The sequence below is a fragment of the Exiguobacterium sp. RIT452 genome (assembly GCF_003598705.1).
GTDB lineage: Bacteria > Bacillota > Bacilli > Exiguobacteriales > Exiguobacteriaceae > Exiguobacterium_A > Exiguobacterium_A undae.
Window position 1 is genome coordinate 1 of sequence record NZ_QXJB01000017.1, and the last position, 5,562, is coordinate 5,562.

Below are 5,562 nucleotides of genomic sequence, written 5' to 3' on the forward strand. Positions count from 1 at the left end.
TTCATCTCCGCCACCAGAAGCGAATGCTGCTGTTCCTGGTAATACGAGTGCTGCTGCCATTGCTGTTGCTGCGAATTTTTTCGTGTTTTTCATTTTGTCTCATCCTCTCAAATTTGGGTGTGTATTTTAACCAATTTGGTAATTCATTTCCTCATCGTTCTGAACAGCATACGCATCCGGATTTCGTTTGGATTTAAAAAAGATTAAAAAATATGAAAAGATTTCAAAATCATTTAGGGAACTTGTAGAAAAAGTAAGTACTATCATATGGAAGCTATGAAGTAATTGTGGAGAAAGAACTCATAATCTCACTTAATTAATACGCAGAGATATCACCGGATTGGCAAAAAATCGCCATAGTGGCACCGGTCTGCGTGTCATGTAAACGCTTATACTTATCCTGTGTTCACAAGGTGGACATATTTTTTAGGGGATAAGGGGGATTCATGATGAAGGGACGGAATCAAACTCCGAAACAACAGCGGAGTTGGTACCAATCGATGTGGCGGTGGCATTTTTATGCAGGCATTATTTTTGCACCTATTTTTATTATTCTTGCCGTCACGGGGTCGATTTACTTATTTAAACCACAGATTGAAGACAGGCTTTACAGCGAAATGGTCTTTACCGAAGGGTCCGGGGAACGTGTTGCTTTAGAAAAACAAGTGCAGGCCGTGACAGAGAAATACCCGGAAGCGACGGTTTCGTCCATCGGGCAATTTGAAGAAGCTGACCGAACAACACGGATGGGGGCGATGTTTGGTGAAGAAGCCGGATTCGTCTATGTGGATCCGTATACGGCAGAAGTAACGGGTAAGCGGGTGGGTGAAGGTCCGCTTGGCTTCATCAAAACGATTCACGGTGAGTTGTTTGCCGGGAAAGTCGGCAATCTGCTCGTCGAGCTTGCAGCAAGTTGGGCCATCATTTTATTGATTACCGGTACATATCTCTTTTGGCCGCGCGGCGAACAGGGAAGCTTCAAACGGGTGTTTTTTCCGTCTTTCAAAAAGAAGAACGGATCGCGTAATTTTTGGAAAGGCCTTCACGGTTCGGTTGCCGTCTGGTCGACGCTTGGTCTTGTCCTCATCATCGGTTCCGGTCTCGCTTGGTCTGGTGTTGCCGGAGAATGGATCAATACCGTCGCGACGAAAACCAACTCGAACTTCCCGCAATATGCGTTTGGACCGGATGAGACCTTGACGTCACAAATCGTCACAAAAGACATTGCGACAGACATACCATGGGCGACACAAAATGATGTCGTGCCGACTTCCGGACCGGCGAAGCCCCTGACGATGAGCGTATCGGAAGCCGATGCCGAGGCGAAACAACTGGGCATCGTCAAACCGTATCAAATCACGCTCCCACAAGGGGAACAAGGCGTGTATACAATCTCATCCTTACACAGTAATCCGATGAACGAAAAGACGATGCACCTGGATCAATATTCAGGGACAGTGTTATCGAGCGTGACGTTTGCTGATTATGGACTGCTTGCGAAAATGATTTCGATGGGGATCGGTTTCCATGAAGGGAAGCTATTTGGTCTGTTGAATCAACTGGTGGGGCTGGCGCTTTGTCTCGGCTTGATTTTCATCGTTGTCAGCTCAGTCGTCTTGTGGTGGAAACGCCGGAACGGAGCCGGAAAGTTAACCGCTCCGAAACGTGCCGTCGACCAACGTGTTCAAAAAATTGTGGCCGGTTTAATTTTACTGATCAGCTTGACGATGCCGCTTGCCGCCTTGTCGGTCATTGCCATCATCGTACTCGATTTGTTGATCTTTAGCCGTCGTCGCAACAAAAGTCAGGGGGTAGCTGCATGAAACGACTGTTCATGATAGGAGCATTGATCGGCAGTGTCCTTTTACTCGCCGGATGCCAGTTTGAAACGAAAGCAGCACCGCCGATAATGAAGGTTGGACTGTACGCACCTGAAAAAATCGCAGCCGATACACGCACGACGGTCGCTGTCGAAATTGAGAATCCGCAAGATATTGATGTCGTCCATGTACAAGTCACGCCGATTGGAAGTGAGGACACGGAGACGTTTGAAACGGAAAATAAAGAGGGGCATTACGTAAGCAGCATTCCGTTTAAAAAATCAGGCGTCTACGTCGTGAACGGGATGGTCCATGTGGGTGAAAAAGTCTATACACCGAAGTCACTCGTTCAGGTGGGAGACGTTTCAGAAGCAGAGCTTGAGCAGGCACAAGCGATATATCAGTCGCAGGCACCGGCAACACATGACGGACATGGTGCAGATCATCATTAAGAAGCAGCATGGGGCGGTAGATTCCGCCTCATGTTCTTTTGTTTCGTCATCGCGTGCGCTAAACTAGGTAAGTTACTGAAATATTAATGTCAGGAATCGAGGAAAGTATATGAATCAAATGGAATCTACGGAATCATCGACGCAAGCCAAGTCGGCGAAACAGACAGCGTCTTCCTTCTACCGAACGGTTTGGCGGTGGCATTTCTATGCCGGTATTATCTTTGCACCGTTCCTTGTCATGCTGGCTGTGACCGGATCGGTTTATTTATTCAAACCGCAAATCGAACAGAACTTATATCAACACTATTATGAGGTCACACCGCAAGACGAACGGATGTCGGCGACAGAACAAATCAATGCGGTCAAAGCGAAATATCCGGACGCAAGCATCACGAAATACCGGCCGGGGGAATCCGACGACCGGTCCAGCGAAGTGAAGATTGCGACAGCTGCTGCGTCAGCGACTGTGTTCGTCAATCCCTACACTGGGAAAATCATCGGTGAATTGGCGGATGACGACCGAATCATGAATAAAATTGAAGAGATTCACGGTGAGCTGATGGCCGGGACGATTGGTGACCGCATCGTCGAACTGGTTGCGTGTTGGGCAATCGTCTTGATTGTGACAGGATTGTTCTTGTGGTTCCCGCGCAACAAAACAACCGGTTGGTCAGGAGTCTTCATTCCACGCGTACGGCAAGGAAAAAAGATCTTCCGGCGCGATTTGCATGCCGTCCCGGCGTTTTGGATTACGGCCGGGATGCTGTTCCTGATCTTGACGGGTCTTCCGTGGTCCGGTTTTTGGGGTACTAACTTCCAGTCGCTTGCGACCAACCAAGGGCTTGGTTATCCACCATCGATCTGGGGAGGCGAGGCACCGGTGTCAGCCGTTCAAACAAAAGATGTGGCGGAAGTTCCTTGGGCGGCGGAAACGCTCGACGTGCCGAAATCAAATGTCGAAGGGCTGGTGCCGGCGTCGATTGACGATATCGTGTCGATTGCGAAACAACAAGGCATGGACCCGAGCTATACGATCAGTATTCCAAGCGATCCGACAGGGGTTTATACGCTATCGGCTTATCCGGCGAAAGCGGAGGACGAAGCGACGATCCATCTCGATCAATACTCGGGTGCCGTCTTGGCAGACTATCGTTTTGACAACTACGGCCTTGTCGGTAAAGTCGTTGCACTCGGGATTACTTTACACAAAGGAACGGAATTTGGTTTGGTCAATCAGTTGATCAGTTTGCTGATTTGTCTTGGGATCATCTTAGTCGCCGTCAGCGGCTTTTATCTGTGGTTCAAACGAAAACCGGGCAAAGGGATGGGCGCACCGAAAGGACCGCCGGCGAAATCGGTCAAGTGGTTTATTGTTGTTTTGATTGTGCTTGGTCTGCTGTTCCCGCTCGTCGGTCTGTCATTAATCGTTGTTTGGCTGGCCGATTTCTTCATCATTCGACGGATTCCGGCCGTCAGGAGGTTTTTAAATGCGTAAACACGTAATTGGACTGGGCGTATTCATCAGTATCATATCGGGCAGTGCTTTAACAGGATGTACGGTGGCATCGGATGCGGCAGATCAGTACGCGGTCGCCGAGCCGCTGTCGGTACAGCTGGAACTGCCGAAAAACAAGCAACCGGATCAAGAAGGGGAAAGTCATACGTTCAAAGCGACGGTCTGGCAAAATGAAAAACAACTCAGTCAGGTCGACTTTGTTCACTTCGAGATTTGGAAGGCGGACGGGACGCTGACATACAGTATGGAACCGGCTGAAACAGAAAAAAATGGGGTTTACTCCATTCAAAAGGCGTTGCCAAAATCAGGACTGTATTATGTGAAGGTTCATGCGGGTGTTAACAGTACGATGATCATGCCGACGAAACAGTTTATCATCGGTGAACTTTCCAAGGCAGATCTTAAAATGTTACAAGACGGTGCGCAACCGGAAAACGGGAACAGCGGTCATCATCATTAAGGAAAAAGCATCTTGCTGCGCTCATGCAGAAAGATGCTTTTTTTTAGTTCGATCTCGTGAATAGTTTGAGATAAAAAATATTTAAAATAAAAAATGTAAAAAAAGAAAACTATTTGTGAACTTCTTACGTTATCTGTGTGTAGTCCAAAAAAATAAAGGGGTGTTCACAAGATGAAGATGAAAAAGTCGTATCTCGCCGTCCCACTCAGTGCCGCATTATTGATTCCAGCAGCAGGCGTCAGTGCCCATGGTCATGAAGATCACAGCAAGATGTCGCACAGCTCGGGTAAAGTCTCTTTGGATGTCTCTTCTCCCGCATCGGATTTGCGAGCGACGCTTGATCAGCTTTTATCTGAACACGCGTTTTTAGCAGTCGTCGCGATGCAAAAAGGTATCGATGGAAAAGAAGACTTCGAACAAGCAGCAGGTGCTTTAAACCAAAACACGGATGACTTATCCGCCGCTGTCGGATCTGTCTACGGGGATGAAGCGGGCGAAGCCTTCAAAGAAATTTGGGCGAGCCACATCGGTTACTTCGTCGATTACGTCAAAGCGACTGGTGCCAAAGATGAAGACGCCAAACAAAAAGCGTTAAAAGAACTCGATGAATACCGCGTCGAACAAGCCGCCTTCCTCGACAAAGCAACGGAAGGCCGCCTGAAAGCAGCGGATTTAGAAGGTGGATTAAAAGTTCACATCACGCAATTGCTGACGTCATTTGACAGTTATGTCGCCGGTGATTATGACGCCGCCTACAGCAATCTCCGTATCGCCATCGAGCACATGTACATGGTAGGAGAAGGCTTATCCGGTGCCATCGTCGATCAATACCCGGACAAATTCAAAAATACGAAAGTCGATACACCAGCGGCTGACCTTCGTGCCGGCTTAAACCGAAACTTCTCGGAACACGCCGCACTGGCCGTTCTGGCGATGCAAAAAGGGATTGACGGAGCAAAAGACTTCGATGCAGCAGCAGGAGCGCTTGGTGAGAACACGGATGACCTGACAGCATCGATCGGTTCTGTCTACGGCAGCGAAGCGGCCCAAGAGTTCAAGAAAATTTGGTCGAGCCACATCGGTTACTTCGTCGATTATGTCAAAGCGACCGGTGCAAAAGATGAGGAAGCACGCGACATGGCCGTTCAGGAACTGGATGAGTACCGCGTCGAACAAGCCGCCTTCCTGGATGCAGCAACAGAGGGACGCCTGAAGTCGAAAGACTTGGAAGAAGGACTCAAGGTTCATATCGATCAACTGTTGCTGGCGTTCAACAGCTACAATGAAAAAGATTACGACAAAACGTACCCGGCA

At 48.5% G+C, this 5,562-nt stretch carries 5 protein-coding genes; all 5 read left to right on the forward strand.

Annotated elements, in window-relative coordinates; translation table 11 throughout:
- The first annotated feature begins 449 nt into the window (after positions 1-449).
- Complete coding sequence (locus D3D03_RS16550) at positions 450-1,823, forward strand: PepSY-associated TM helix domain-containing protein (RefSeq protein WP_233550728.1); 1,374 nt, start codon at positions 450-452, stop codon at positions 1,821-1,823.
- Positions 1,820-2,272 carry a hypothetical protein gene (locus D3D03_RS16555; protein ID WP_119924182.1) on the forward strand — a complete coding sequence of 151 codons (453 nt, stop codon included), beginning with the start codon at positions 1,820-1,822 and terminating at the stop codon, positions 2,270-2,272. Before D3D03_RS16550 ends, D3D03_RS16555 begins: the two co-directional genes overlap by 4 nt.
- A 118-nt stretch (positions 2,273-2,390) precedes the next feature.
- Positions 2,391-3,767 carry a PepSY-associated TM helix domain-containing protein gene (locus D3D03_RS16560; protein ID WP_369877701.1) on the forward strand — a complete coding sequence of 459 codons (1,377 nt, stop codon included), beginning with the start codon at positions 2,391-2,393 and terminating at the stop codon, positions 3,765-3,767.
- Positions 3,760-4,248, forward strand: coding sequence for a FixH family protein (locus tag D3D03_RS16565; RefSeq protein WP_119924184.1), 489 nt, complete (start codon positions 3,760-3,762; stop codon positions 4,246-4,248). Before D3D03_RS16560 ends, D3D03_RS16565 begins: the two co-directional genes overlap by 8 nt.
- A 171-nt stretch (positions 4,249-4,419) precedes the next feature.
- A partial coding sequence (locus D3D03_RS16570; RefSeq protein ID WP_119924185.1) for a copper amine oxidase occupies positions 4,420-5,562 on the forward strand: 1,143 nt, incomplete at its 3' end.